Here is a 26,128-nt window from a genome sequence, read left to right on the forward strand (position 1 = left end):
CCATGACCGATCGCCGCATCGGCCTGGACGATCCGCTGGTCAGCCTCCGAGGGACTTCCGGTGGCAGGATGGGGTCGTGGAACGGGCGGACGGCTTCGAGCGGCAGCGACTGAGCGTCGTCCCGCGCCCGCTCGTCGAGGCGGCATTGCTCAGGCCGGTCACGCGTCGGATCGTCGTGACGGATGCCGGTTACTTCCCGCGTGCTGCCGACCATGGTCGCCGCCGCCCGAACGGTGCGGCCGAGACCATCGTGATCGTCTGCGTCGACGGGAGCGGGTGGGTCGAGGCGGGCGGGCAACGCGTGCGCGTCGGCTCGTCGACCGCGATCGTGCTGCCCGGCGGCATCCCGCATTCCTACGGTGCCTCCGAAGACGACCCCTGGACGATCTGGTGGTGCCACGTCCGCGGCTCCGACGTCGCAGAGCTGCTCGAGGCCGCGGATATCTCGCCTGCCCGCGTGACGCTGTCGCTCCGGGGCGCCGACCGGGTGACGGCGATGCTCGACGAGATCTCGACCTCGCTCGAACGCGACACGACCCCCGCACGCCTGGTGGCGACGTCGGGCATGGCCTGGCGACTGCTGACCCAGCTCGCGGTCGACCGGCTGCTCCCCGAGCACGGCACTCCTCTCGAGCGCGCGCTCCGCTACCTCGAGGACCGCGTCGACGGCACTGTCCACGTGCCCGAGCTCGCCGCGATGGTCGGGGTGTCGCCGTCGCACCTCGCCGCGCTCTTCCGCGAGGCGACCGGCGGCGGCGTGGTGGCGCACCACCTCGCGCTGAAGATGGCGCGGGCGCGGCACCTGCTCGACACCACCGACCTTCCCGTCGCCGAGATCGGCCGCCGCGTAGGCATGGGCGACCCGTTCTACTTCTCGCGCCGATTCCGCCTCACGCACGGCATGGCGCCGACGGCCTACCGCGAGCACCACAAGGGGTGACTGGATGCCGCGCGGTGCGGCATCCAGTCACCCCTTGGTGGCCCCGGCGGTGAGGTCGGCGCGCCAGAAGCGCTGCAGCGCGATCATGAGTCCGACGAGGATGATCGCCGAGACGGCGGAGCCCATCACGACGAGCGAGTAGAAGGCCGGGTCGCGCTGGGTCTGCGAGTTCCACAGGGTGAGGCCGAGCGTGACTGGGAAGGTCTTCGTGTCGTTCAGCATCACGAGCGGCAGCAGGTAGTTGTTCCAGATGGTGACGAACTGGAAGAGGAAGATCGTCACGAGCGCCGGCGCCATCATGCGCGTCGCGATCGTGCCGAAGATGCGGAGGTCGCCCGCACCGTCGAGTCGCGCGGCTTCGATGATCTCGTCCGGCACGCTCGCGTTCGCGTGGATGCGCGCGAGGTAGACGCCGAACGGGCTCACCATGCTGGGGAGGAGCACTGCCCAGTACGAGCCGGTGAGTCCGACCGTGTTGAGCAGGAAGTACAGCGGCAGCGCGATGACCGTGGCCGGCACGAGGACGCCGCCGAGGATGATCGAGAACAGCGTCTCTTTGCCGCGGAACGCGTACTTCGCGATCGCGTACCCGGCGGCGGCCGACAGGATCATCGCGACCAACGCGCCGAGTCCCGAGTAGAGCAGGCTGTTCAGCACCCATTGGGTGAAGATGCCGTCGCTCTGCGTGAACAACGCGACCAGGTTCTCCCAGGCGCGCGGGGTGTCGCTGAACCAGAGTCCGAACGTGCCGAACAGCTCGCCGGGTGACTTGGTCGCGGCGACGAGCACCCACACGAGCGGCAGCAGGAAGTAGACACCGGCGACGGCGAGGACGAGGTTGACGGCCAGCGTGCTGGGCGTGCCGCTGCGGGTCGACGGGGCGCGGTTCACCATGCGCGGGAGTCCTTCCGGTTGACGAGACGGAGGAATCCGAAGGAGAAGACGAAGCCGAGCACGGCGACGAGCACGGCCATCGCGGCGGCCAGGTTCGGGTTGCCCTGCGCGAACGCCTGGTTGTACGCCGCGAGGTTCGGCGTGTACGTCGAGCTGATCGCCGATGTGAGCGGCTGCAGGACGAGCGGCTCGACGAACAGTTGCAGCGTGCCGATGATCGTGAACACCGTCACGAGGATGATCGAGGGTCGCACCAGCGGGAGCTTGATGTGCCAGGTCGTCGACCAGGTCGAGGCGCCGTCGACGCGGGCCGCCTCGTAGAGCTCGGACGGGATGGCGTCGAGCGCGGCCATGAGGATGACCATGTTGTAGCCCGCGAACCCCCAGAGCGCGATGTTCGCGATGGCGAATAGCACGCCGCTGCTCGAGAGCGGGTTCGCGTCGATGCCGATCGCGCCGAGCGCCTGGATCACCGGGCTCGTCGCGGGGATGTAGAGGAAGCCCCACAGCAGCGTCGCAATGACGCCGGGGACGCCGTAGGGCGCGAAGTAGAGGACGCGGAAGAACCGCGGGAAGCGCGCCTTGCCCGAGTCGAGCAGGAGCGCGAGCCCGAGCGCGGTGAGGACCATGAGCGGCACCTCGATCGCCGCGAACAGCACCAGGCGGCCGACGCTCTCGACGAACGCGGGGTCGCTGAGCGCCCGCGCGTAGTTGTCGAAGAAGACGAACGTCGTCTCGGGCCGGCCGAGGCCGAGCCCCGAGCTCTTCGTGGCGAAGAGGCTCTGCACGATCGCGTAGACGATCGGGGCGACGAAGAACAGCGCGAACATCACCACGAAGGGCAGCAGCAGCACCCACTTCGCAGGGCTGCCGGCGCGTCGGCGGGGAGGGGCGAGGGCGGTCATGGTGCTCCGGTTCGGGCGGCGGGAACGGGGAAGGAGTGGGAGGGCGCCGGGCGCCCTCCCACCCCGGAGGCTCACTGGACGTTGATGCCGCGCTCGGTGAGCGCCGCGACCACGTCCTCCTGCGTCAGCCGGTACGCGTCGACCAGCGGGGTGCCGTTCTCAACGGCCGCCGACACGTTGTCGCTCAGCGAGGCGAACAGCGTTGACGACAGCGGCGGCCACTTCCACGACGTGTCGACCGCGGCATCCGATTCGGCGAACGTGTCCCAGATGTCCTGCCCGCCGTAGAAGGCGAAGACCTCGGGGTCGTCCTGCAACGACGCGATCGCGCTGGTGTCGGCGAGGGCGGGCCAACCGGCGCCGATGCTCGTGAGGATCGACACCGACTCGGGGTCGGAGTTCAGCCAGACCGCGAACTCGGTCGCCTCGGCGGGGTGGTCGGTGCCGCGCAGCACGACGCTCGCCGAACCGCCGGCCCAGGTGGCCGAGACGTTCTCGCCGGCGTTCCACTGCGGCACCGGGCTGACCGCCCAGTTGCCGGCCGTCTCGGGCGCGGTGCCGCGCACGATCGCGTCGGCCCACGAGCCCGAGATCCAGGTGAGGATGTTGCTGTTCTGGATGTCGGCGTTCCACTCGTTCGACATGTCGGCGACGACCTTCACGAGGTCCTCGTCGACGAGCTTCTGCCAGAACTCGGCGACCTTCAGCGTCTCGTCGCCGTCGATGTCGACGGTCCACGCGTCGCCCTCGGTGCCGAACCAGTTCGCGCCGCCCTGCTGGGCGAGGCCGATCATCCACGGCGCCTGGTTGAAGGCGAACGCGGCGATGTAGCGGTCGGGGTCGGACGCGCGGACGACCTTCGCCGCCTCGTAGTACTCGTCCCACGTGGTCGGCGCCTCGATGCCGAGCTCGTCGAAGATGTCGGCGCGGTAGAACTGGCCGAGCGGACCGGATGCCTGGGGGATCGAATACACCGAACCGTCGAAGACGCCCGTCTCCCACTGCCACGGCGAGAAGAGCTCGGCCGAGCCCTCGGCGTACTCGGTGATGTCCTCGAGGCCGTCGTTGATGAGGAAGTCGGGGATCGAATCGTAGCCGACCTGCGCGACGTCGGCGGCGTTGCCGGCCTGCACGGCCGACAGCATGGTCGCGTAGCCGCCGTCGGGGCCGGCGGTGATGGTCTCGAGCGTCACCTGGATGTCGTCGTGCGACTCGTTGAACGCGTCGACGGCCTGGTCGATGTTGGGCACCCAGGACTGGAACGTGATCTCGACGGGTTCGCCGTCGGGCGTCCCGCCACTGGGGGAGCCGGTGCAGCCGGCGAGGACGAGCGTCGCGGCGGTGGCGGCGGCGAGTGCCGTGGCCGGGCGCCGGAAGCGGGCGAGAAGGGACATGATGCTCCTTTGCATGTGAGGCGGCAGCGTCGCCGGGTTGCGGGATGCCGCGGGCGGTGCGGATCCGAGGCTAGAACGCGGCTCGGATCGCCCGGCATGGTGGATGCCGCGGCATGCCTGGACGATTCGCTGGTCGTCGCCGGGGCGGCATCCGCGGTTCGTAGGCTCGAGGGACGCGATCGCGACTGAACCGATGGAGGTTTCGATGTCACGGGAAGTCTTGACGCCCCGCACCCACCGAATCGATGTCCCGGCGCCGAGCCCGGCGACGCCCGCCGACGTCCGTCCGAGCGAGGGCGATGCGTCGGGGGTGACGGTCACGACGAGGGCGATCCATCGAGCGGATGCCGCGGTCTTCCCGGTCTCGGGCGAAATGCATTACAGCCGCATCCCGAGGGCGCGGTGGGCCGAGGTGCTGCGCGCGGCGCGCGCCGGCGGCCTCACGCACGTCGCCACGTACGTGCTGTGGAACCACCACGAGCCGCAGCGCGGGGAGGTCGACTTCACCGGTGACCTGGACCTGCGGGCGTTCGCGCTCGAAGTGCAGCGCGCGGGGCTCGGACTGATCCTGCGCATCGGACCCTACGCGCACGCCGAGGCGCGGCACGGCGGCCTGCCCGACTGGCTCGCCGACTCCGGGTTGCCGCTGCGCACGAACGACCCCGACTACCTCGCGGTCGTCGATGCCTGGTACGCCCAGCTGGCGGTCGAGGTCGCCGGCATCCCGCTGCTGTCGGTGCAGGTCGACAACGAGCTGTACGACGGTGCCGCGCATCTCGAGCGGCTGCGGGAGATGGCCGAGGCGCACGGGATCGGCGCACCGATCTGGACCGCGACCGCATGGGGCGGCGCGCAGGTGCCCGCCGGTGCACTGCCGGTGTACGGCGGCTATCCGGAGTCGTTCTGGGTCGACGCTGACGCGGGACCCGACCTGCGGAGCTTCTCGAACTTCTACCCCTCACCTCGGCGCGACGACGACTCGATCGGCGCCGACCACCGCGGCGGCGGCGTCGTGTCCGTCCGCGACGCGGTCGAGCCGTACCCGTTCGCGACGTGCGAGCTCGGCGGCGGGATGGCCTCGGCGTACCATCGGCGCCTCGACGTCCCGGCATCCGATGTCTCGGCCCTCGCCCTCGCGAAGCTCGCCTCGGGCAGCGTCTGGCAGGGGTACTACATGTACGCCGACGGGCGGAATCCGCGGCGCCATCTGCAGGAGTCGCACGAGACCGGTGCGCCGAACGACTTCGTCGAGCTCGCGTACGACTTTGGCGCACCCGTGCAGGTCGACGGGGCCGTGCGTCCGAGCTGGTTCGCGCTGCGGCGGCAGCACCTGCTGCTCGAGCGGTGGGGCGCGGCACTCGCCGAGATGCCGGCGTCGTTCCCCGTCGGTGCGGTCGACTCGCCCGATGTGACGGGCCTTCGGTGGTCGGTGCGCTCCGACGGTCGCTGTGGCTTCGTGTTCGTCGTGAACCGCCAGCCGGGCGTCGACCTCCCCGCGCACGACGGCGTGGCGTTCGAGGTGAGCGGGCTCGCGGTGTTCCCCGCCGTCGACATCCCCTCGGGCGCCGCGTTCGCGTGGCCCTTCGGGCTGCCGGTCGGCGACGCGACGATCACGTGGATGACGGCGCAGCCGATCACCGAGCTCGTCTGGCGCGAGCTGCCGTTGCTCGTCGCGGCCGAGACCGCCGGCATCCCCGCTGCGCTCGACGCCGATGCCGACGTGCTCGAGGTGGAATCGGTCGGACGCGGACGGCTCGTCGAACTCTCCCGCGAGGGCATGGTCGTGGCGCGGGTCCTGGTGCTCGCGGAGGCCGACGCCGACGCCGTTGCGGTCGTCGACGGCACGCTCGTGTGGGCGCCCGGCGGTGTGGCCGCGTCAGACGGGACCGTCACGTTCGCCGGGACCGACTCGGCGGAGGTCGAGACGCTGACGGATGCCGGGTGGCGGGCGGTCTCGGTGGCGGCATCCGCCGGCGGTGAAGCCGTCACCTGGACGATCGAACGTGAGGCGGGGGCGGCTCCGTCGGCTGTGGCCGGTGCGTCGGGACGGGCCTCGGTGCCGCTGGACTGGTCGGATGCCGCGGTGGCGCAGGTCGCGGTCGCGCCGGACGACGACCGGACGCTGACGCTCGACTGGCGCGGCGACGTCGCACGGGCGTGGGACGGCGACCGGCTCGTCGCGGATGCGCTGTGGACGGGTCGCCCGTGGCGGATCCCCGCCGACGCGCGCGCCGGGGCGTCCTCGCTGCGGATCGAGATCCTGCCCGGGCCGCCGGCCGCGGCGGTGCACTTCCCGGGGGAGCGGCCCGTCGGCGCGGGGATCGCGGCGGCGCGGCTGGAGGGGCGCGCGGCGGCGCGGGTGGGCTGAGCGTCGGGTATCCCCCGCGCCAGCCTGCGCCGGGGTCGGCCGCGCCGCGGTCGATCCTCCCGCTCAGCGGGCGGCGACGACGGCGTTGTCGAGCGCGTCGAGGTCGAAGCCCTCGCGCATCGCGCGGTTCGTGAGCAGCACCCACGCCACGCCCGCCGTTGGGTGCACCCAGAACTCGGTGCCCGCCCAGCCGCCGTGCCCGTACACGTCCTGATCGATGAGGCCCGGCGCGCGGCTGCGCAGGTTCCAGGTGACGCCCCAGTCCTGCCCGCGGGATGCCACGTACGGCTCGAGCCGCGGGATGTCGCCGGTGATCGGGCGCAGCATCATCCCGAGCGTCGCCGGCTGCAGGATGCCGCTGGTCTCGCCGGCGCCGATCCGCAGGAGTGCGCTCCCCAGTCGGAGCAGGTCGTCGGCGCGCGCAGCGAGGCCCGCTCCCGCGTTCCGGCCCGCCGTGAACCGCGCCATGTCGACGCCGGCGTCGGCGGCGTCCCCGATCGTCGCAGCATCCGAGAGATCCGAGCTGATCCCGTCGGCGGCCAGTTCCGTCGTCCACTCGGCGACCGCGGCATCCCAGGGCATGCCGGTCGCCTGCTCGAGCAGGGCGGCGATGCCCTCGAACGCGATCGTCGAGTAGCGCGACGCCGCACCCGGCGCGAAGTCGCGGCCGGCCGTGGCCAGCACCGTGCGCAGCGGCGGCGCCGGATCGAGCGGCGGCTCGGAGATGCCCGACGTGTGCGACACGAGATGCCGCAGCCGCACGACGTCCTCGCGTGCCCCGTCGAACCCGGGCAGCGCCGTCGCGAGCGGGGTGTCGAGCGTCAACAGCCCGCGCTCGATCGCACGCGCGACGGCGATGCCGACGAGCGGTTTGGTGATCGAGAAGAGCGGATAGCGGTCGGCGGCATCCGCCGAGAAGGCGTCGAGGGCGACGGTGCCGTCGGCGGTCGCGACGCCGAACACGGCCGAGGGCAGGCGCCCCTCCGTCACGTGCCGCCGGACCAGATCGAATGCAGCGGTGTACATCACTCCACCTCGTGTCCCAGGTCGGGGCGCGCGAGGAAGCGCGCCGTCGGTTCGGCTGTCTCTTCGAGTTCCACGATGACCACCTCATTCGCCCCGGTGCGCGTCACCGGACCGGGAACGTAGAGCGTGCGCTGCGGTCCGCGCCGCCAGTACCGTCCGAGGAAGAACCCGTTCACCCACGCGTAGCCCTTGCCCCACCCGCGGGTGTCGAGGAAGAGATCAGCGGATGCCGCGAGCTCGAACGAGCCGCGGAGCCCCACCGGGCCGACGGCGGGTCCGTCCAGCGGGGTCGCGGCGGCGTCGGTGATGGCGGCCCCCAGTGCGGGAACGTCGATCGTCCGCGCCCGCCACGGACCGGTGACGGGTGCCCCGTCGAGCTGCACGTCGCCGATGAGGCCCTTCGGCTCGCCGATCTTCGTGTCGTAGTTGACGCGGCCGGTCTCTTCGACCAGCAGGCTGAGCTCGCTGCCGGCGGGGACGATGAGGGTATCGTCGCCGAGCGTCCGCTGCAGCCGGCCGACGAGGGTTCCGTCCCGCCGCACCCAGGCGTAATCGCGCACTTCGGCGCGCAGGACGGCGGGGTGGTCGAGCGGCGCGTCGACGCGGTACTCGACGAGGACCACGTCGGCACCGAGCTCGTCCATCATCGGCGGCGCCGCGAACTCCCCGCGGCCCGCGGCGACGAGGTCGAGGGGCGACGCCACGGCCTCGAGCCGCGCCGTCGGGGTCGGGGCGTCGACCGGCTCGGGCAACGGCTCGTCGGGCACCGGGGCGTGCTTCGCGATGACGTCGCGGAACGCGCGGAACTTCTCGGTGATGTCGCCCGACTCGGTGATGGGGGAGTCGTAGTCGTAGCTCGTCACCATCGGCAGGTAGCGGCCGGAGTCGTTCGCGCCGGCGGTCAGGCCGAAGTTCGTGCCTCCGTGCACCATGTAGATGTTCACCGACGCGCCGGCCGCGAGGAGCCGGTCGAGGTCGGCTGCCGAGTCCGCGAACGTCGTGGTGTGGTGCTTCTCGCCCCAGTGGTCGAACCAGCCGCACCAGAACTCCATGCACATGAGCGGCCCCGTCGGCTGGTGCTCTCGCAGCACGGCGAGGCGTTCGTCGATGCGTCCGCCGAACGATCCCGTCTTGTGGAGTCCGTCGTGCGCGCCGCCCTCGAGCATGTGCGGGATCGGCTGATCGACCTGCGTCAGCGGCACGGTGATGCCGCCCGCGCGGGTCACGCGGATGAGTTCCGCGAGGTACGCCTTGTCGGACCCGTAGGCGCCGTATTCGTTCTCGATTTGCACGAGGATCACCGAGCCGCCCCGGTCGATCTGCCGGGGTGCGACGATCGCGTTGACCTTCTCGAGGTACGAGGTCACGGCCTCGAGGTAGCGCGGGTCGGAGCTGCGCAGACGGAGATCGCCGTCGGCCGTGAGCCAGGTCGGCAGGCCGCCGTTGTGCCACTCCGCACACACGTAGGGTCCGGGGCGGACGATCGCGTGCATCTCCTCTTCCGCGACGATGTCGAGGAAGCGGCCGAGGTCGAGCGCGCCCGTGGCATCCCACTGTCCCTGGACGGGCTCGTGGGCGTTCCACATGACGTAGGTCTCGATGGTGTTGAGGCCCATGAGGCGCGCTTTGCGGATGCGGTCGCGCCACAGTTCGGGGTGCACGCGGGCGTAGTGCATCGCGCCGGAGATGATGCGGTGGGGCTCGCCGTCGAGCTCGAAGTCGGTGTCGCCGATGGTGAAACGGGAGGTCACCCGCCCCACCCTAGCCAGCGTCGCCGCCCGCGGGAAGCGCTTTCCCTAGCGAGACGCCGCTGCGCGCGGCATCCGCTCGAGATTCCGTCACAGATGGTCGGATGCCGCGCCCCGAAGCGACCACCTGCGACGGAATCTCGGCGATGGTCAGCGGTACGGGCAGCCCACGTCGGTGAAGTCTGACGCGGCGCAGGTCCGCTGTGTCCACGTCGGTTCCCCGAACCTGTCGAAGTGTGTCGATTCGTGCACGGTCATCTCGGTGCTGCCCGCCTCGACGAGCGCGAAGGAGACGATCGGGTCGCCTTCGACCGTCGGTGACGTCCACGCCAGTGCCGCGGGTTCCCCGCTGGCCGTGGCATCCACCAGGCATCCGACAGCCGAGGCAGGGAGAGCTTCGGAGTGGCCGAGCTCGACTTCGCCACATCCGAGCTCGGCGTCGCGAACCGCGGCGGGCGCGTCGGGCAGCTGCTGCACCTCGGTGAATGCCCTGCCGTCACTCAGATCTGGCGCCGGTCCCGGATGTGCGCTGCACCCCGTCGCCATGATCGCAGCAACGATGGCGACGCCTGACCATCGCGATGCTCGACCCCAGATCCCCATGTCGGAACTGTAGTCCGCAGTATCCGCCGCGTGAATGGTGGCGTCTGTCGCGGGACGCCGTCACGTGACGCCGCGCATGGCGTCACTTTTGCGCGCGCGGCATTCGCTTGCTCCGTCCGGATCATGTCCACTCGTCGAATACACACGCTGTGCGCGCCCACGACGTGTGGTCTCGGTGAGAGGGCATGATGTCGACGACGAGGGGGGATGCCGCGCGAACGGGCCGCCACCCTGGCCCCGCGCCGGCGTGATCCGTAGCATGGACGCCATGAGCAGGAAACCGCTTTCCCGCGTGGGAGATCTCATCGACGGCGCCCACCCGACCCGGTCGATCCTGCGGTTGCTCGCGCGCCGACCCGGCCGGATCTCGGTCGCCGTGCTCGCGTTTACGTTCAAAGAGATCCCGCTGTGGTTCCTCCCGGTGATCACCGCGGCGATCATCGACATCGTCGCCGAAGACGGTGACGTCACGGCCGTGCTGTGGTGGTTCGCCCTCGCGGCGGTCCTCCTGCTGCAGAACTACCCGAACCACCTGCTCTACACGCGCAGCTTCATGACCGTCGTCCGCGACACCGGCGCCGACCTTCGCAACGCCCTCGCGGCCCGACTTCAGAGCCTCTCGATCGGCTACCACAGCCGGGTCAGCTCCTCGATCGTGCAGACCAAGGTCGTCCGCGACGTCGAGAACGTCGAGCTCATGCTCCAGCAGGTCACGCACCCGTTCCTGTCGGCGACGATGGTCATGGTCGGCGCGCTCGCGATGACAGCAGTCGCGGTGCCTGAGTTCCTGCCCGTCTACGCACTCGCGGTGCCCATCGCCATCGGCATCCGCTACGGCATGCGCAACCGGTCGCGCGAGCGCAATGAGGTGTTCCGGCGCGAAGTCGAAGTGCTGTCGGCGCGTGTCGGTGAGATGGCCTCGCTCATCCCCGTGACCCGCGCGCACGGCCTCGAAGACGTCGCGGTGACCCGCGTCGCGACCGGTGCCGACGGCGTCCGGCGCGCGGGGCTGCACCTCGACATGCTCAACGGGCGGGTCGCGTCGGTCTCGTGGGTCGCGATGCAGTTGTTGGGTGTCGGATGCCTCGTGCTCGCTGCGGTCTTCGCACTCACCGGCATCCTGCCGATCTCGCCCGGTGAGGTCGTGCTCCTCTCGACGTACTTCACGCTGCTGACGCAGGGGCTCACGCAGCTGCTCATGCTCATCCCGGTCGGGGCGCGCGGGCTCGAGTCGGTGCGCTCGATCGCCGAGGTGCTGCAGGAGCCCGACCTCGAGCAGAACGAAGGCAAGCGCGTCGTCGACGAGGTGGGCGGCGCGCTCGTGCTCGACCGCGTCGCGCACCGCTACGACGACGCGACGGCCGACGCCGTGCGAGACATCTCGCTCGAGATCACGCCGGGCGAGACGGTCGCCTTCGTCGGATCGTCGGGGTCGGGCAAATCGACGCTGCTCAACCTCGTGCTCGGGTTCGTCCGGCCGACGTCGGGTCGGATCCTGCTCGACAACGTCGACATGCAGACCCTCGACCTGCGCACCGTCCGCCGCTCCGTGTCGGTCGTGCCGCAGGAGTCGGTGCTGTTCGAGGGGACGATCCGCGAGAACGTGGCGTACGGGCTCAGCGACGTGTCTGACGCGCGGGTCGAGCGGGCGCTGCGCGATGCGAACGCGTGGGAGTTCGTCGAGCGACAGGATGCCGGGTGGGACACCGTCGTCGGCGAGCGCGGCGCGCGCCTGTCGGGCGGCCAGCGGCAGCGGCTCGCGATCGCGCGAGCGCTCGTCCGCGACCCGCGGATCCTGCTGCTCGACGAGGCGACCTCGGCCCTCGACCCCGAGTCGGAGGAACTCGTGAAGGACGCGCTCACGCGGCTCATGCGGGGGCGCACGACGCTCGTCGTGGCGCACCGCTTGTCGACGATCCGCGAGGCCGACCGCATCGTGGTGCTCGAGCACGGCTCGATCGTCGAGATCGGCTCGCACGCCGAACTGCTCGACGCCGGCGGGCGCTACGCGCACCTGCACCTCACCCAGACGGGGATCGGATAGCGCTTTCCCATTCCGTCGCCTAGGCTGAGGCGACGGTCATTCGAGGGGGAGGCGCATGAGGTTCGACGAAGGCGGCGATCGCCTGCGCCTCATCGACGGCAACCGTGAGCTCGCTGAGTACGTCTTGCGGCCGACGGAGCCGCAGCTCGAGTCCCCGCGCCCGTACGCGCTGCTCCGAACCCGCACCGGCGAGCCGGTCACCGGATACCGCCCCGGCGATCACGTCTGGCACAAAGGACTGTCGCTCGCACTCCCCGTCGTCGGCCCGCACAACTTCTGGGGTGGGCCCACCTACGTCCGGGGCAGAGGCTACGTGCAGCTCCCGAACAACGGGGCCCAGGTGCATCGGTCGTTCGAGGCCGAACGGGCAGGCACCGTCGTCGAGCACCTGGACTGGATCGCGGAACAGGGCGAAACGGTCCTCCGCGAACGCCGCACGCTCACCGCGACCCCCGTCGACGACGAGACCTGGGCCCTCTCGTGGCACTCGTCGCTGCGCAACGTCGCCGACGATCCCCTCGCCTTCGGTTCGCCGACGACCAAGGGGCGACCGGATGCCGGCTACGCGGGCATCTTCTGGCGCGGTCCCGAGTCGTTCACGGGCGGCGCGATCGATGCGCCGGACGGCCCGGTCGGCGACGCCGCACGCGGCGAGCCGGCGCCCTGGCTCGCGTTCGTCGCGCCGGGTCGCGAAGCGGGCGTGCTGATGGCGGATGCCGCTCCCGCAGCCCCCGCGCCGTGGTTCGCGCGCAGCGCCGAGTACGCCGGCCTGAACCCCGCACCGTTCTTCCACACCGAGACGAAGGTCGCCCCGGGCGACGCGGTCGTGCTCGCCGCCGTCATCGTCGTGGGCCCGGCGGACGTCGCGGCCCGTGCGGCATCTCTCGTCCCCGGCCTCGTCGCCGATCTCCAGGAGGCATCCGCATGACCGAGCCGCTCCGCTGCGCCATCGTCGGCACCGGCGCGATCGCGCATCACCACGCTGCGGCGATCGCCGCACTGCCGGACGCCGAGCTCGTCGCGGTCACCGATCACAGCCGCGGCGCCGCCGACGCGTTCGCCGAGCGCTGGGACGTGCCCGCGGTCTTCGACGACCTCGACGCGCTCCTCGCGGACGAACGGATCGACGTGCTGCACGTGTGCACACCGCCCGTCGCGCACCGGGAACAGGCGATCGCCGGTTTCGCCGCCGGTGCCCACGTCGTCGTCGAGAAGCCGCCCGCGCCGTCGCTCGACGAGCTCGACGACATGCGCGCCGCTGCGGCGGTGGCCGGTCGCGAACTCGCCGTCGTCTTCCAGCAGCGCACCGGCACGGCCGCCGCGCACGTGCGCGATCTGCTGCGCACAGGTGCGCTGGGGCATCCGCTCGTCGCCGTCTGCCAGACGCTCTGGTACCGGGATGCCGGCTACTTCGCGGTGCCGTGGCGGGGGAAGTGGGAGACGGAAGGTGGCGGAACCACGCTCGGGCACGGCATCCACCAACTCGACCTCCTCGCGTTCCTGCTCGGCGACTGGACGAGCGTGCAGGGGCGGCTCTGGCGTCTCGACCGCGAGACACAGACCGAGGACGCCTCGACGGCGACCGTCACCTTCGAGGGCGGGGTCGTGGCCCAGGTCGTCACGAGCGCGGTGTCGCCGCGCGAGGTGAGCGCGATCCGCATCGACACGCAGCGCGCGACGATCACGGTCGAGCATCTCTACGGCCACGGGCACGAGCACTGGTCGATCACCCCGGCACCCGGATTCGAGGACGCCGCGCCGGCATGGGCGCTGCCCGAGGTCGAGGAGCCGAGCTCGCACGTGCCGCTCCTGCGCGAGGTGTTCCGGTCGCTGCGTGAGGGGCTCCCGCTGCCGCCGACGGCCGATGCGCCCGCGAGGTCGTTCGAGATCGTCGCCGCGATCTACGCCTCGGCGGCCGCTGACGGCGCGCTCATCACGCCCGCCGACCTCGCGGCGCACCCGACGCACCGCGCGGGGTTCGCGAGCCCCGTCACCGACCTGCGGGAGCGCGGCGAGTGACGCTGCCCGCCGAGCTGTACCGCGACCCCGTCTACGACGGCGCGACCGACCCCCTCGTGGTCATCGCCGACGGCGGTTGGTGGATGTTCTACACGCAGCGCCGCGCGACGCACCCCGACCCCGGTCCTGGCGTGGCCTGGGTGCACGGCAGTCGCATCGGTGTCGCGCGGTCGTCAGACGGTGTGGCCTGGACGTACGCCGGCACGCTCGAACCCACCGCCGAGGGGCTCGCCCTCGACGCCGCCGGTCCTCCCGCGACGACGGATGCCACCCACTGGGCGCCCGAAGTCGTGCACGACGGCCGCGCGTGGCGCATGTACCTCACCGAGATCGACGGCGTCCCCGACCGATGGCCCGGGCACGCGCGGCGCATCGTCGAGTACGTCTCGGCGGACCTGGCGACCTGGGCCCGCCGCGGCCCGCTCGCCCTCGCGAGCGACCGCGTCATCGACGCCGGCGTCGCCCCTACGCCCGGCGGATGGCGGCTCTGGTACAAGGACGAGGCCGCCGACTCGACGACGGCCGTCTCGGGATCGGACGACCTCGAGGCGTGGCATCCGCTCGGCACCGCGATCGGCGGCAGGCCGCACGAGGGGCCCTGCGTGTTCGAGTTGGACGGCTGGTGGTGGCTCATCGTCGACGAGTGGCGCGGCATGGCCGTCTATCGGTCGGCCGATGCCGAGGTGTGGGAGCGGCAGGGCGGCGAGGACGAGGTGATCCTCGGCGCCGGGTCGGTGCCCGGGCCGGGATTCGGGCATCACGGCGCCGCTGTCAATGGCGCGGATGCCACCTGGTTCTACTTCTTCGGCCAGCCGTCGCGCCTCGGCGCGCGCGACCCGCACGACGAGGTGGAGGAGTCGATCGAGGATCGTCGCTGCGCCGTCTACCGCGTGCGGCTGCGAGTGGACGGCGGCCGTTTGATCTGCCAGCCTTAACCTGACTGTTACCGGTCACACGTCACGATCGGGTTACGCCGAAGCCGACGCTTGCGAATCGTTTCATCGCAGGTTATGGTTGCCGGCAAGCGCTTTCCGAGATCTGCATCTCGGGTTCGCTCACCCCGCACCACCCGACATGGACGTCTCGCGGAATCTGAACGCCGACGTTCGACAGAGAGGACAACGATGTTCACCATGAAGCGGACTGCAGCAGGCGTCGCCGTCGCAGCGTCGGCCGCGCTGGTCCTGGCCGGCTGCTCGGGCGGCACCGAGCCCGCCGGCGAGTTCGACCCCGAAGAAAAAGTCTCGATCGACTTCGCGTTCTGGGGTAACGACGACCGCGCCACTCGGTACAACGACCTGATCGCGGCCTTCAACGAGGAGTACCCCAACATCACGGTGAACACCTCGTTCACCGACTTCCCGAGTTTCTGGGAGAAGCGCGCAACCGAAGTCGCCTCGGGTGGCCTCCCGGACGTCTTCCAGTTCTCCGACAGCTACCTTCGCCAGTACGGCGAGCCCGGCCACCTCCTCGACCTCGCTGAGGTGTCGGATTACGTCGACACGACGACGTTCGAGGACGCACTCCTGGGCACCGGTGCCCTCGACGGAACGCAGTACTCGCTCCCGACCGGGTACAGCCTGTGGGCGAACTTCGTGAACGACGACATCCTCGCCGAGCAGGGCATCGAAGCGCCGACCGGCGACCTCACCTTCGACGAGTTCGACGACTGGATGGCCGACGTGACGGATGCCACCGGTGGCGAGGTCTACGGCGGCACCGACTACACGCAGCGCATCCAGACGTTCGAGCTGAAGCTGCGCGCCGAAGGCGGCAACCTGTACACCGACGAGGGCGAGCTCGGGTTCACCGAGGAGCAGCTCGCGGAGTACTGGGAGTCGGGCGCGGCCAACCGTGCCGACGTCACCGTTCCGCAGCAGCAGCTCGAAGAAATCTCGCCCGTCTCCGGCTTCGGCGCGGGCCTGACGGCGAGTGAGATGAGCTGGAGCAACTTCCTCGGCGGCTACCTCGCCGACTCGGGTGCATCCTCGATCTCCCTCGTCGCGCCGCCGGTCACCGAGGTCGGCGCCAAGGACCTCTACCAGCAGGCCGGACTCCAGGTCGCGATCTCCTCGCGCACAGATGAGCCCGAAGCCGCCGCGATCTTCCTCGACTTCGTCGTCAACAGCGAAGCCGCGGGTGAGATCTTCGGCACGACGCTCGGCTTCCCGGCGTCGTCGTCCAAGCTCGCCGGCGCGACGCTCGAGGGCGTCGACAAGCAGGTCGCGGACTACATCGACGCCAACGCGGACCGCATCGGCGACGCCCCGCCGATCCCGGTCATCGGCTACGGCTCCCTCGAGCAGAAGTTCTGGGACCTGGGCAAGGAGCTCGGCCTCGGAACCAAGACGGTCGACGACGCGGTGAGCGAGTTCTTCGCCGAAGCCGACGTCATCCTCAACCAGTAAGACGCTCGAACCGGCGTCGGGGTCCGGCCACCACCGGACCCCGACGCATCGACGAACATCCCAGGGAGACAGCCCGTGACCACGACAGCAACACGCGTCATCGTGACTGGCGACGACCGGCGCAGCCGGACCATCCGCCGCCGGCGCCCCGAGGGCGCCGGGCGACCGGAGCAGCGTCGCCGGGAACGGCGCGAGACGCTCGCCGGCTACGGCTTCCTGGTGCCGTGGTTGGTCGGATTCTTCGGGCTCACCATCATCCCGATGGTGTACTCGCTGTATCTGTCGTTCACGCGGTACAACATCTTCACCCCGCCGGAGTGGGTCGGGCTGGACAACTACGTCCGCCTGTTCACGAACGACCCGAACTTCGTGCAGTCGGCGCAGATCACCCTCGTTTACGTGCTGATCGGTACCCCGATCATGTTGGCCGCGGCGCTCGGTGTCGCGATGCTGCTGAACTACCGCGACAAGGGCGCGGGGTTCTTCCGCTCCGCGTTCTACGCCCCGTCGCTGATCGGCGGCTCGGTGTCGGTCGCGATCGTCTGGCGCGCGATGTTCGCGAACGACGGGCCGGTCGACAACTCGCTGTCGTTCTTCGGCATCGACCTCGGTGGGTGGATCGGAAACCCGTCGCTCGTGTTGCCGGCGATGATCCTGCTCGCCGTCTGGCAATTCGGCGCGACGATGGTCATCTTCCTCGCCGGCCTCAAGCAGGTGCCGAAGGAGCTGTACGAGGCCGCCGAGATGGACGGCGCGAACGCGTTCCAGCGGTTCCGTGCGGTGACGCTGCCGATGCTCTCGCCGGTCATCTTCTTCAACCTGCTGCTGGGGCTCATCAACGCGTTCCAGGTGTTCGCGTCGGCGTACATCATCTCGAACGGTTCGGGCGGCCCGGCAGGCATGACGAACTTCATCACCCTGTACCTCTACAAGCGCGGCTTCACCGACGGACAGATGGGCTACGCGGCCGCGATCGCGTGGGTCCTCCTCATCGTCGTCGCGATCATCGCCGTCATCCTGTTCCGCACGCAGCGGAACTGGGTCCACTACGCGGGAGACAACCGATGAGCATCAGCATGGCGGAGTCCGCCGCACCCGTGTCCACCGAGGCTGTCGTCACCGGCCAGCCTGCGCCGAAGCGTCGCCCGAAGCTCGGCCGCCGCGGCTGGCAGACCGTGATCTGGTTCGTCGTGCTGATCGCGATCACGGCGATCGTGCTGTACCCGCTGGTGTGGCTGCTGTTCGCGACGTTCAAACCGAACAGCGAGTTCGGCTCCAACCTGGGCCTGCTCCCCGAAGCGCCGACGATCGACAACTACCTCAAGGTCATGGAAGGCATCGCGGGCGTACCGATGTGGCGGTTCTTCGCGAACTCGCTCATCATCGCGGTCGGGTCGGTGATCGGGACGGTGCTCTCGTCCGCACTCGCGGCGTACGCGTTCGCCCGCATCCAGTTCAAGGGGCTCGCGATCCTCTTCGCCGCGATGATCGGCACGCTGCTGCTGCCGTTCCACGTCGTGATCATCCCGCAGTACATCATCTTCAACCAGCTCGAACTCGTCGACACGTTCTGGCCGTTGCTGCTGCCGAAGTTCCTCGCGACCGAGGCCTTCTTCGTCTTCTTGCTGGTTCAGTTCATCCGCCAGCTCCCGCGCGACATGGACGAAGCCGCGCTCATCGACGGTGCCGGACACGTGCGCATCTTCTGGTCGGTGATCCTGCCGCTCATCAAGCCCGCGCTCATCACCTGCGCGATCTTCGCGTTCATTTGGTCGTGGAACGACTTCCTCGGACCCCTCCTGTACCTCACGAGCCCCGAGAACTACCCGCTGCCCATCGCGCTGCGGCTCTACAACGACCAAACGTCGACAAGCGACTTCGGTGCAACGGTGACGGCATCGTTCATCGCCCTGATCCCCGTGCTGCTGTTCTTCCTCGTCTTCCAGCGGTTCCTCGTCGACGGCGTCGCCACCCAGGGTCTGAAGGGCTGACCATGGCAGCCATTGGGAACGCATCGCGTCGGGCCGTGCGCGCGGCCGAGCGCGATGCTCGCTCGGGCGCCGGTCCGGTGCGGGGCGACGTCCCGATCGCTCGGTTCCCCGGTGCCACCGCGAAGTTCGCGCTGTTCGGCGAGGTGCTGCTGATCGGGCTCCTCATGACGCTCACGGGGTTGCTGGTCATCACCCTGCCCGCAGCGCTCGCTGCCGGCATCCGTCACCTCCGTCGATTCGTCGCGGCCGATGACTCGCGGGTTTCGCTCTACTGGCGGGACGTGCGGGCGGGACTCCTGCCGGGTGCCGTCGTCGGGTTCGTCGTGCTCGTGGCGACCGGCATCCTGCTCCTCGACATCGACCTGGCGCGCTCGGGGTTCCTGCCCGGCGGGACCATCGTCGAAGCCGTCGGGTGGGCTGGGCTCGCCGCACTCGGCCTCGGACTCCTCGTCGCGGCCGGTCGCTGGACACCCGAGGCCGGCTGGCGCCGCGCCATCGCCGGCGCACCACGCGCAGTCGCGGGCGACGTCGTCGGGAGCGGGTTCCTGCTCGTCGCGGTCGGCCTCGTCGTGCTGCTGACATGGGTGCTCCCGCCGCTCTGTATCGCCGCGATGGGCTGCGCAGCTCTGGCCGTCGTGGCCGTCGACGCCCGCCGCCGCTGACCCCCACCACGCTCACGAAGGAGACCGTCATGGCCGACGCCGCTGCCCGCATCGATCCGCACCACGCGATCGGCGACATCGACCGCCGCATCTTCGGCGGGTTCGTCGAACACCTCGGGCGCCACATCTACGACGGCATCTTCGAGCCGGGGCATCCGTCTGCCGGTGCGGATGGGTTCCGGCACGACGTCATCGACCTCGTCGCAGAGCTCGGCGTCTCGACGATCCGTTACCCGGGCGGGAACTTCGTCTCGGGGTACCGCTGGGAGGACGGCATCGGACCGAAGGAGGCCCGCCCGCGTCGGCTCGACCTCGCGTGGCACTCCACCGAGACGAACGAGGTGGGGCTTCACGAGTTCCAGGCGTGGCTCGACCACGTCGGCTCCGACCTGATGCTCGCCGTCAACCTCGGCACGCGCGGTACGCAGGAGGCGCTCGACCTGCTCGAGTACGCGAACGCGGATGCCGATACGGCATGGACCGCGCAGCGTTCGGCCAACGGCCGGCCGACACCCTTCGACGTGCGCATGTGGTGCCTCGGCAACGAGATGGACGGTCCGTGGCAGGTAGGGCACCGGAACGCCGACGACTACGGCAAGCTCGCCTCCCGCACCGCAAAGGCGATGCGAATGGTCGACCCCGGTCTCGAGCTCGTCGTGTGCGGATCGTCGAGCAGCGGTATGCCGACGTTCGGGTCGTGGGAGCGCACCGTGCTCGAGCACACCTTCGACGACGTGGACTTCATCTCGTGCCACTCCTACTACCAGGAGATGGGCGGGAACGCGCAGGAGTTCCTCGCGTCGGGCGTCGACATGGCGCGCTTCATCGAGTCGGTCGTCGCGATCGCCGACACCGTCGCCGCGACGAAGAAGAGCGACAAGCGCATCATGATCTCGTTCGACGAGTGGAACGTCTGGTACCTCCACAACGAGGAGGGTGGACAGAACGACAAGCCCGAGGAGCGCGGGTGGCCGGTCGCGCCGAGGCTCCTCGAGGATCAGTACCACGTGCTCGACGCCGTCGTCTTCGGTGACCTGCTGATCACGCTCCTGCAGCACGCAGACCGGGTGCGTTCCGCGTCGCTCGCGCAGCTCGTCAACGTGATCGCGCCGATCATGACCGAGCCCGGTGGCATCGCGTGGCGGCAGACGACCTTCTTCCCCTTCTCGATCACCTCCCGCCTCGCGCACGGTCGCGCCGTGCGCGTGCCGGTGACCTCCGACACCTTCACGAGCGAGCGCTTCGGCGAGGTCGCGGCGGTCAATGCGGTCGCGACGATCGACGACGAGGGGGTGTCGCTCTTCCTCGTGAACCGTTCGACGACGGATGCCGCGGCCGTGACCGTCGACCTGGCGCCGCTCCTGCGTGAGCTCGGCCGCGAGGTCGCGGTCGTCGAGTCGGCGCTGTTGCATGACGACGACCGGTACGCCGCCAACACCCTCGGTGACCCCTTTCGCGTCGGCGTGCGAGCCCTCGACGGCGCCGCGGTAGCGGGGGAGTCGCTCACCCTGACGCTGCCCCCCGTGAGTTGGGGTGCCATCAGGCTCGCCTGAAATACGCAAGGGCTCGCCTGCGAGTGCTTGCAGATCACGCGTTCCAGTGGCATGCTGGACGTACGGAAAGCGCTTACCCACTCGAGTGAACGCCTGAACCCAAAGGACTCCCCGTGTCAGAGACGACCATCGCCCCCGTCGCCGCCCCGGCGGCATCCGTCCCCGCCGTCCGTGAGATCGGCATCATCATGAACGGCGTCTCGGGCCGCATGGGGTACCGGCAGCACCTCGTGCGCTCGATCCTCGCGATCCGCGACCAGGGCGGCATCGAGCTGCCCGACGGATCGAAGGTCACGGTGAAGCCCCTCCTCGTCGGGCGCAGCGAGGCGAAGCTCGCCGACCTCGCGGCCAAGCACGGCATCGAGGACTACACGACCGATCTGGATGCCGCGCTCGCCGACCCGCGCTGGGAGATCTACGCCGACTTCCTCGTCACGAAGGCCCGCGCGTCGGCGCTGCGCAAGGCCATCGCCGCAGGCAAGACCATCTACACCGAGAAGCCCACCGCGGAGTCGGTCGAGGAGGCGCTCGAGCTCGCGAAGCTCGCCGCCGAGGCCGGCGTCAAGACCGGTGTCGTGCACGACAAGCTCTACCTGCCGGGCCTCCAGAAGCTGAAGCGCCTCATCGACTCCGGCTTCTTCGGTCGCATCCTCTCGGTGCGGGGCGAGTTCGGCTACTGGGTCTTCGAGGGCGACTGGCAGCCGGCCCAGCGCCCCTCCTGGAACTACCGCGCCGAAGACGGCGGCGGCATCATCGTCGACATGTTCCCGCACTGGAACTACATCCTCGAGAACCTGTTCGGCGGCGTGAAGTCGGTCTACGCGCAGGCGTCCGTCCACATCGCCGACCGCTGGGACGAGCGCGGCGAGCATTACACCGCGACGGCCGAGGATGCGGCGTACGGCGTCTTCGAGCTCGAGAACGACGTCATCGCGCAGATCAACTCGTCGTGGACCGTCCGCGTCAACCGCGACGAGCTGGTCGAGTTCCACGTCGACGGCACGCACGGTTCCGCCGTCGTGGGCCTGTTCGGCGCGAAGATCCAGCACCGCAACGCCACCCCGAAGCCGGTCTGGAACCCCGATCTCGCCGACGACCACGACTACGACCTCGACTGGGCCGAGGTGCCGACGAACGAGGTCTTCCTCAACGGCTTCCGCCAGCAGTGGGAGGAGTTCCTCGTCTCGTACGTCGACGGCACCCCCTACGAGTACGACCTGCTCGCTGGTGCGCGCGGCGTCCTCCTCGCCGAGGCAGGCCTGCAGTCGAGCCGCGAGGGCCGCAAGGTCTCGCTGCCCGCGCTCTCGCTGGACTGACCCGTGACCGAGCTCTCCCTCCTCGCCGCCGACGGCGCGGTGACGTCCGTCCCGCTTGTCGACACGTCGAGCTACACCCGTCCGAACGGCCCGCTGCGCAGCCGCGTCGCGTACGCCGCCGCGCACGTCGTGCCCCGCACATACGCCGACAACACCCCTGGGCAGCCGGCCGACATCGACTGGGATGCGACGCTCGCGTTCCGTCGCAACGTGTACTCGTGGGGCCTCGGCGTCGCCGACGCCATGGACACCGCACAGCGGAACATGGGGTTGGATGCCGCGGCGACGCGTGAGCTCATTTCGCGCTCCGCGCAGGTCGCACGCGAGGAGGGCGGCTCGGTCGTCGTCGGCGTGAACACCGACCACGTCGACGACGAGCACATCACGCTCGACCAGATCACCGCCGCCTACCTCGAGCAGCTCCACTTCACCGAGGAACAGGGCGCCGGCCCCGTGCTGATGGCCTCCCGCCACCTCGCCCGGGCCGCGGCATCCGCCGACGACTACCGCCGCGTGTACCGCGACGTGCTCTCGCGCGCCGAGGCGCCGGTGGTGCTGCACTGGCTCGGCACCGCGTTCGACCCGCAGTTGCAGGGCTACTTCGGTGCCGCCGACTGGCAGACGGCCTCGGCCGTCCTGCTCGAGATCATCGGCGAGCACGCCGACAAGGTCGCGGGCGTCAAGATGAGCCTGTTGGATGCCGCGTCCGAAGTCTCCGTCCGCGAGCGCCTTCCCGAGGGTGTCCGCATGTTCACCGGCGACGACTTCAACTACGTCGGGCTCATCGGTGGTGCCGACGTGCCGGACGCACCGCAGCCCGAGCGCGACCCCGCATCGCCGCGACAGCACTCAGACGCGCTCCTCGGCGCGTTCGCGGCGCTGACGCCCGTGGCATCCGCCGCGATCCAGGCACTCGACGCCGGCGACCCGGCCCGCTACCTCGAGGTCCTCGGGCCCACCGAGGAGCTTTCGCGTCAGGTGTTCGCCGCGCCGACCTTCTATTACAAGACGGGCGTCGCGTTCCTCGCCTGGCTCAACGGGCACCAGCCCGCCTTCCAGATGGTGGGCGGCCTGCACTCGGCGCGGAGCCTGCCGCACCTGTCCCGCATCGTCGAGCTCGCCAACGCGGCGAAGGCGTTCGAGCGGCCGGAGCTCGCCGCGGAGCGCTGGCACGGGATGCTGCGGCTGAACGGAGTCATCTCGTGAGCGCCGTCGACCCGCGCCTGTCGATCAACCAGGGCACGATCAAGCACGCCGATCTCGCGACCGCGCTGCGCGTCACCGCCGAGGCGGGGATCGCCTCGATCGGCCTCTGGCGCGAGCCGGTGCAGGAGGTCGGGCTGGCGACCGCCGCCCGCATGCTCACCGATTCGGGTCTGCGGTTCTCGACCCACTGCCGCTCGGGCTTCTTCACGATGCCCGAGGGGCCTGCGCGTCGGGCATCGATCGACGACAACCTCGTCGCGATCGAGGAGGCGGCGACGCTCGCCGCCGCGGGCGCTCCCGGTTCGGCCGCGGTGCTCGTCCTCGTCGCCGGCGGACTGCCGGAGGGATCGCGCGACCTGCGCGGCGCTCGCGAGCGTGTCCGCGACGCGATCGGCGAACTCGCCCCGCACGCCGCCTCGGCCGGCGTGACACTCGCCATCGAGCCGCTGCACCCGATGTACGCGACCGACCGCTGCGTCGTCTCGACGCTCGGCCAGGCGCTCGACATCGCCGCGGACTTCGACCCGTCCGTCGTGGGCGCGACCGTCGACACGTTCCACATCTTCTGGGACCCGGACGTCTACGACTCGATCGAGCGCGCCGGGCGCGAGGGACGGATCGCGTCGTACCAGGTGTGCGACTGGAGGACGCCGCTCCCGGCGGATGTGCTCCTCGGACGCCACCACCCCGGTGAGGGTGTCATCGATCTCGCGAGCCTCACCCGCGCGGTCGTCGACACCGGGTACCGCGGCGACATCGAGGTCGAGATCTTCAATGCCGACGTGTGGGCCACCGACCCCGCCGAGACCGTCCGCCACACGGCGGCGGCGTTCGCGGCATCGGTCACGCCTTCGCTCCGCGGCTGAGGGACCCGCTTAGACTCTCGACCATGGCCGACCCGACCTCCCCGCGCCGCACCGTCGCGGCCGTCACGCTCGACGACGTCGCCCGAGAGGCGGGAGTGTCGCTTGCGACCGCGTCACGCGCGTTGAACGGCTCAACCCGCAAGGTGGCGGACGCCTACCGCGAGCGGGTCGAGGCCGCCGCGGCACGGCTCGGGTACACCGCGAACCTGTCGGCGCAGGCGACCGCACGGGGGACATCCGCGATCATCGCGCTGCTCGTCGCCGACATCGCCGACCCCTATTTCGGGCTCATCGCCTCGGGTGTCGCGCGCGGCGCCGACGAGGCGGGCCTCGTCGTCACCGTTGCGATCACCGAGCGCGACGCGGATCGCGAAGTGCGCCTCGTCCGTGCGTTGCGTGGACAACGGCCGCGCGGGCTGATCCTCGCGGCGTCACGCCCCTCGGGCGAGTTCGACGCGACGCTGCTGCAAGAGCTCGACCAGCTGCGCGCCGTCGGCGGACAGGTGGTCGCGTTCGGTGCCGACACCGAGGGCGTGCGTGGTGTGCGGATCGACAACCATGGCGGCGCCGCTGCGCTCGGCGCTGCGCTCGCCGAGCGAGGGTACACGCGGGCGATCGTCCTCGCCGCGGCAGAGGGCATCGTGACGAGCGACAACCGCGTCGCCGGGTTCACTGACGGGTTCACCGGAGCGGGTGGCGAAGCGCCCCGCATCTACCGCGGCGGCTTCTCACGCGAAGCTGGACGCGCCGCGATGGCTGAGGCACTCGCAGACGGTGTCGCGACCGGCACCGTCGTCTTCGGGATCAGCGACGTCGTCGCGATCGGTGCGCTGTCGGCCGCACGCGATGCGGGACGAGAGCCCGGCGGCGACATCGCCTTCGCAGGCTTCGACGACATCCCCACCGGCCGCGACGTGACCCCGGCGCTCACGACGGTCCGAGTTCCGCTCGAGGAGGTCGGCTATCAGGCGTTCCGTGCCGCGACCGACCTCGAGTGGGCGCCCGCGCCGATCGGGTTCGACGTGCTGCTCCGAGACAGCACGCCGGCACTCGCGTGAGCGTTCCGCGCCGCGTCGTCATCGCCGTCGACAGCTTCAAAGGCTCCATCGCCGCCGCGGCCGCGGCCGAGGCGCTCGCTGCCGGATGGCACGAGACCGACCCGCACGCCGAGATCGTGCTGCGGCCGATGGCCGACGGCGGTGAGGGCACGCTCGACGCCTTCGCCGCGGCAGTGCCGGGTGCCGTGCGGCATCCGGTGCGCGTCCATGGTCCTCGCGGTGATCTGGTGGATGCCGCATGGCTCGAGCTGCCCGACGGGACGGGTGTCGTCGAACTGGCGTCCACGAGCGGCATCGAACTGCTCGGCGAGACCCGCCTGCCGTGGGACGCCGACACGACCGGCTTCGGCGAAGCGATCGCGGCCGCGCTCGACGCAGGCGTCCGCCGCCTCGTGCTCGGGATCGGCTCCTCCGCGTCGACCGACGGCGGCAGCGGGATGCTGCGCGCCCTCGGCGCCCGCTTCCGCGACGCCGATGGCGTCGATACCGGCCGGGGCGCCCGCGGGCTCGCCGCCGTCGCGGCCGTCGACCGGTCGCGGCTTCGCGCCCTGCCCGCGGACGGGGTGCTCGTCCTCAGCGACGTCACCAACCCGCTGACGGGATCGAACGGCGCGGCATCCGTCTTCGGGCCCCAGAAGGGGCTCACGAATACGGACATCCCCGCAGCGGATGCCGCGCTGCGGCGCTTCGGCCGACTGTTGGCGCCCGAGCTCGATCCTGAGCTTCCAGGTGCGGGCGCCGCCGGCGGCACCGGCTTCGCGCTCGCCGCCTGGGGCGCGGTGCTGCGGCCCGGGGCGGGCGAGGTGGCGGAACTCATCGATCTCGCGGGTGCCGCGTCGGCGGCATCCGTCGTCGTGACCGGCGAGGGATCGTTCGACACCCAGTCGGCAGCCGGCAAAGTGCCGACGTTCGTGCAGGGCGCGGCCTCGATCGCCGGCGTGCCGGTCGCGTTGGTCGCCGGACGCATCGCGCCGGATGCCGATGTGTCGGCGTTCGCGCATGCTGTGTCGCTCACCGACCTCGCCGGGGCTGCCGAAGCGTCGCTCGCCGACCCCGTGCGCTGGCTCCGCGCCGCGGGCCGGGAGCTCGCCGCGCGCTAAGCCCGGCAATCCGGCAATCCGATCGCC

General features: G+C 70.5%; 22 protein-coding genes. 16 read left to right on the top strand and 6 right to left on the bottom strand.

Features of this window, described 5'->3' with window-relative positions:
• Positions 1–76 precede the first annotated feature (76 nt).
• On the top strand, positions 77–940 hold the full coding sequence (locus QNI14_RS07390; protein WP_283715872.1) for an AraC family transcriptional regulator: 864 nt from the start codon (positions 77–79) through the stop codon (positions 938–940).
• A 27-nt stretch (positions 941–967) separates the two neighbouring features.
• Here the strand turns inward: QNI14_RS07390 and QNI14_RS07395 are convergent, their stop codons facing one another.
• The 3 genes from QNI14_RS07395 to QNI14_RS07405 all read right to left on the bottom strand — a co-directional run bounded on the left by QNI14_RS07395 (position 968) and on the right by QNI14_RS07405 (position 4,133).
• Positions 968–1,834, bottom strand: a complete 867-nt coding sequence (locus tag QNI14_RS07395; RefSeq protein ID WP_283715873.1) for a carbohydrate ABC transporter permease — start codon at positions 1,832–1,834, stop codon at positions 968–970.
• Positions 1,828–2,739: a carbohydrate ABC transporter permease gene (locus QNI14_RS07400; protein WP_283715874.1), complete on the bottom strand. Its 912-nt coding sequence runs from the start codon at positions 2,737–2,739 to the stop codon at positions 1,828–1,830. Before QNI14_RS07400 ends, QNI14_RS07395 begins: the two co-directional genes overlap by 7 nt.
• Before the next feature lie 71 nt (positions 2,740–2,810).
• The gene (locus QNI14_RS07405; RefSeq protein WP_283715875.1) at positions 2,811–4,133 is read right to left on the bottom strand and encodes an ABC transporter substrate-binding protein; all 1,323 of its coding nucleotides are present in this window, start codon (positions 4,131–4,133) and stop codon (positions 2,811–2,813) included.
• Between the two features lie 205 nt (positions 4,134–4,338).
• On the opposite strand from QNI14_RS07405, the gene QNI14_RS07410 reads away from it, so the two are divergent.
• Entirely contained in the window at positions 4,339–6,501 is a 2,163-nt protein-coding gene (locus tag QNI14_RS07410) for a beta-galactosidase (protein WP_283715876.1), read from the top strand.
• A 63-nt stretch (positions 6,502–6,564) separates the two neighbouring features.
• Here the strand turns inward: QNI14_RS07410 and QNI14_RS07415 are convergent, their stop codons facing one another.
• From QNI14_RS07415 to QNI14_RS07425, 3 genes are all read right to left on the bottom strand, one after another.
• Positions 6,565–7,527: a serine hydrolase domain-containing protein gene (locus QNI14_RS07415; RefSeq protein ID WP_283715877.1), complete on the bottom strand. Its 963-nt coding sequence runs from the start codon at positions 7,525–7,527 to the stop codon at positions 6,565–6,567.
• Positions 7,527–9,278 carry a glycoside hydrolase family 35 protein gene (locus QNI14_RS07420; protein ID WP_283715878.1) on the bottom strand — a complete coding sequence of 584 codons (1,752 nt, stop codon included), beginning with the start codon at positions 9,276–9,278 and terminating at the stop codon, positions 7,527–7,529. Before QNI14_RS07420 ends, QNI14_RS07415 begins: the two co-directional genes overlap by 1 nt.
• A gap of 147 nt (positions 9,279–9,425) precedes the next feature.
• Positions 9,426–9,752, bottom strand: coding sequence for a hypothetical protein (locus QNI14_RS07425; RefSeq protein WP_283715879.1), 327 nt, complete (start codon positions 9,750–9,752; stop codon positions 9,426–9,428).
• A gap of 394 nt (positions 9,753–10,146) precedes the next feature.
• Between QNI14_RS07425 and QNI14_RS07430 the strand changes: the two genes are divergently transcribed.
• From QNI14_RS07430 to QNI14_RS07495, 14 genes are all read left to right on the top strand, one after another.
• On the top strand, positions 10,147–11,922 hold the full coding sequence (locus tag QNI14_RS07430; protein ID WP_283715880.1) for an ABC transporter ATP-binding protein: 1,776 nt from the start codon (positions 10,147–10,149) through the stop codon (positions 11,920–11,922).
• A 55-nt stretch (positions 11,923–11,977) separates the two neighbouring features.
• A complete protein-coding gene (locus tag QNI14_RS07435; protein ID WP_283715881.1) occupies positions 11,978–12,850 on the top strand; it encodes a DUF6807 domain-containing protein in 873 nt (290 codons plus the stop codon).
• Entirely contained in the window at positions 12,847–13,941 is a 1,095-nt protein-coding gene (locus QNI14_RS07440) for a Gfo/Idh/MocA family protein (protein ID WP_283715882.1), read from the top strand. Before QNI14_RS07435 ends, QNI14_RS07440 begins: the two co-directional genes overlap by 4 nt.
• Positions 13,938–14,876 carry a glycoside hydrolase family protein gene (locus QNI14_RS07445; protein WP_283715883.1) on the top strand — a complete coding sequence of 313 codons (939 nt, stop codon included), beginning with the start codon at positions 13,938–13,940 and terminating at the stop codon, positions 14,874–14,876. The genes QNI14_RS07440 and QNI14_RS07445 overlap by 4 nt, the downstream gene beginning before the upstream one ends.
• A gap of 198 nt (positions 14,877–15,074) precedes the next feature.
• Positions 15,075–16,349: an ABC transporter substrate-binding protein gene (locus QNI14_RS07450; protein ID WP_283715885.1), complete on the top strand. Its 1,275-nt coding sequence runs from the start codon at positions 15,075–15,077 to the stop codon at positions 16,347–16,349.
• A gap of 75 nt (positions 16,350–16,424) precedes the next feature.
• A complete protein-coding gene (locus QNI14_RS07455; RefSeq protein WP_283715887.1) occupies positions 16,425–17,417 on the top strand; it encodes a carbohydrate ABC transporter permease in 993 nt (330 codons plus the stop codon).
• The gene (locus tag QNI14_RS07460) at positions 17,414–18,340 is read left to right on the top strand and encodes a carbohydrate ABC transporter permease (protein ID WP_430539254.1); all 927 of its coding nucleotides are present in this window, start codon (positions 17,414–17,416) and stop codon (positions 18,338–18,340) included. The genes QNI14_RS07455 and QNI14_RS07460 overlap by 4 nt, the downstream gene beginning before the upstream one ends.
• Positions 18,341–18,342: 2 nt before the next feature.
• Positions 18,343–19,002: a hypothetical protein gene (locus QNI14_RS07465; RefSeq protein ID WP_283715889.1), complete on the top strand. Its 660-nt coding sequence runs from the start codon at positions 18,343–18,345 to the stop codon at positions 19,000–19,002.
• 29 nt (positions 19,003–19,031) lie between these two features.
• Positions 19,032–20,555, top strand: coding sequence for an arabinosylfuranosidase ArfA (arfA, locus tag QNI14_RS07470; RefSeq protein ID WP_283715890.1), 1,524 nt, complete (start codon positions 19,032–19,034; stop codon positions 20,553–20,555).
• A 113-nt stretch (positions 20,556–20,668) separates the two neighbouring features.
• A complete protein-coding gene (locus tag QNI14_RS07475; RefSeq protein ID WP_283715892.1) occupies positions 20,669–21,871 on the top strand; it encodes a Gfo/Idh/MocA family protein in 1,203 nt (400 codons plus the stop codon).
• Between the two features lie 3 nt (positions 21,872–21,874).
• Positions 21,875–23,077: a dihydrodipicolinate synthase family protein gene (locus QNI14_RS07480; protein WP_283715894.1), complete on the top strand. Its 1,203-nt coding sequence runs from the start codon at positions 21,875–21,877 to the stop codon at positions 23,075–23,077.
• A complete protein-coding gene (locus QNI14_RS07485; protein WP_283715895.1) occupies positions 23,074–23,943 on the top strand; it encodes a sugar phosphate isomerase/epimerase family protein in 870 nt (289 codons plus the stop codon). Before QNI14_RS07480 ends, QNI14_RS07485 begins: the two co-directional genes overlap by 4 nt.
• 23 nt (positions 23,944–23,966) lie before the next feature.
• Positions 23,967–25,001 carry a LacI family DNA-binding transcriptional regulator gene (locus tag QNI14_RS07490; protein ID WP_283715897.1) on the top strand — a complete coding sequence of 345 codons (1,035 nt, stop codon included), beginning with the start codon at positions 23,967–23,969 and terminating at the stop codon, positions 24,999–25,001.
• A complete protein-coding gene (locus tag QNI14_RS07495; protein WP_283715898.1) occupies positions 24,998–26,101 on the top strand; it encodes a glycerate kinase in 1,104 nt (367 codons plus the stop codon). Before QNI14_RS07490 ends, QNI14_RS07495 begins: the two co-directional genes overlap by 4 nt.
• The last annotated feature ends 27 nt before the right edge of the window (positions 26,102–26,128 follow it).

Origin of the sequence: Microbacterium dauci (assembly GCF_030065535.1) — a bacterium.
Classification (GTDB): Bacteria; Actinomycetota; Actinomycetes; order Actinomycetales; family Microbacteriaceae; genus Microbacterium; species Microbacterium dauci.

Excerpts from the sequence above, each read along its gene's own strand:
- QNI14_RS07400 (WP_283715874.1), bottom strand. The coding sequence starts at position 2,739 with ATGACCGCCCTCGCCCCTCCCCGCCGACGCGCCGGCAGCCCTGCGAAG.
- QNI14_RS07440 (WP_283715882.1), top strand. The coding sequence starts at position 12,847 with ATGACCGAGCCGCTCCGCTGCGCCATCGTCGGCACCGGCGCGATCGCG.
- QNI14_RS07415 (WP_283715877.1), bottom strand. The coding sequence starts at position 7,527 with ATGTACACCGCTGCATTCGATCTGGTCCGGCGGCACGTGACGGAGGGG.
- QNI14_RS07450 (WP_283715885.1), top strand. The coding sequence starts at position 15,075 with ATGAAGCGGACTGCAGCAGGCGTCGCCGTCGCAGCGTCGGCCGCGCTG.
- QNI14_RS07430 (WP_283715880.1), top strand. The coding sequence starts at position 10,147 with ATGAGCAGGAAACCGCTTTCCCGCGTGGGAGATCTCATCGACGGCGCC.
- QNI14_RS07405 (WP_283715875.1), bottom strand. The coding sequence starts at position 4,133 with ATGTCCCTTCTCGCCCGCTTCCGGCGCCCGGCCACGGCACTCGCCGCC.
- QNI14_RS07460 (WP_430539254.1), top strand. The coding sequence starts at position 17,414 with ATGAGCATCAGCATGGCGGAGTCCGCCGCACCCGTGTCCACCGAGGCT.
- QNI14_RS07395 (WP_283715873.1), bottom strand. The coding sequence starts at position 1,834 with ATGGTGAACCGCGCCCCGTCGACCCGCAGCGGCACGCCCAGCACGCTG.
- QNI14_RS07465 (WP_283715889.1), top strand. The coding sequence starts at position 18,343 with ATGGCAGCCATTGGGAACGCATCGCGTCGGGCCGTGCGCGCGGCCGAG.
- QNI14_RS07435 (WP_283715881.1), top strand. The coding sequence starts at position 11,978 with ATGAGGTTCGACGAAGGCGGCGATCGCCTGCGCCTCATCGACGGCAAC.
- arfA (WP_283715890.1), top strand. The coding sequence starts at position 19,032 with ATGGCCGACGCCGCTGCCCGCATCGATCCGCACCACGCGATCGGCGAC.
- QNI14_RS07490 (WP_283715897.1), top strand. The coding sequence starts at position 23,967 with ATGGCCGACCCGACCTCCCCGCGCCGCACCGTCGCGGCCGTCACGCTC.
- QNI14_RS07410 (WP_283715876.1), top strand. The coding sequence starts at position 4,339 with ATGTCACGGGAAGTCTTGACGCCCCGCACCCACCGAATCGATGTCCCG.